1 protein-coding gene is annotated in these 734 nt (G+C 70.3%); it reads left to right on the forward strand.

The window, feature by feature from the left end:
* Positions 1-634 (forward strand): ABC transporter substrate-binding protein (locus OOT08_RS10005; RefSeq protein WP_325092508.1); only part of this gene is annotated, 634 nt, incomplete at its 5' end.
* Positions 635-734: the final 100 nt, after the last annotated feature.

Consider the following 734-nt stretch of genomic DNA (forward strand, 5'->3'; position numbering starts at 1 on the left):
GATTCTGGCACCCTGGTCCGGGCTCACCCAGGAGCAGTTCGACGTGCTGACCGACATCGCGCCGACGGTCGCCTACGAGGAAAAGCCCTGGACGATCACCTGGCAGGACCAGATGACGCTCATCGGCACGGCGCTCGGCAAGGCCGATGCGGCCACGGAGCTGATCGAGGAGATCGACGGCCGCTTCGCCGATGCCGCCGCGGCGCACCCCGAGTACGCCGGGGTGACCTTCTCCTATGTCTACAACACGGGCCCGGGCACGCTCGGCGTCTTCTTCGCCGAGGAGCAGCGCGTGGCGATGGCCAGCGGCCTCGGCCTCACGGTGGACCCGATCGTGGCGACCCTGCCCGAAACCGAGGGCACCGACTCCGCCGTGATCGGGCTGGAGAACGCGGATACACTCAGCGACTCGGACCTGCTGTTCACCTTCTACTCGGACGAGGCAAACCGAAGCGAGACGGAAGCGCAGCCCCTGTACCGCGCGATTCCCGCGGTCGAGCGCGGCTCCGTCGTGGCCCCGACGGAGCAGCCCTTCGTGACCGCCTCCTCCATGATCAACCCGCTCACGGTGCCGTGGGTCATCGAGCGCTACGAGCCGCTCATCGACGCGGCAATCGCGAAGCTCGACCGGTGATCCACGGGCGCGCGGGTAGCCCCGAGGCCGAGATCGGCGGCCCCGGCGGTGTCCGCGCGCCCGAAGCCGCGACGCCCCCCGCACGCGGCTGGGGCCGACC

The sequence above is a fragment of the Leucobacter sp. M11 genome, assembly GCF_035726885.1.
In the GTDB taxonomy this organism is placed as follows: Bacteria; Actinomycetota; Actinomycetes; order Actinomycetales; family Microbacteriaceae; genus JAPFRB01.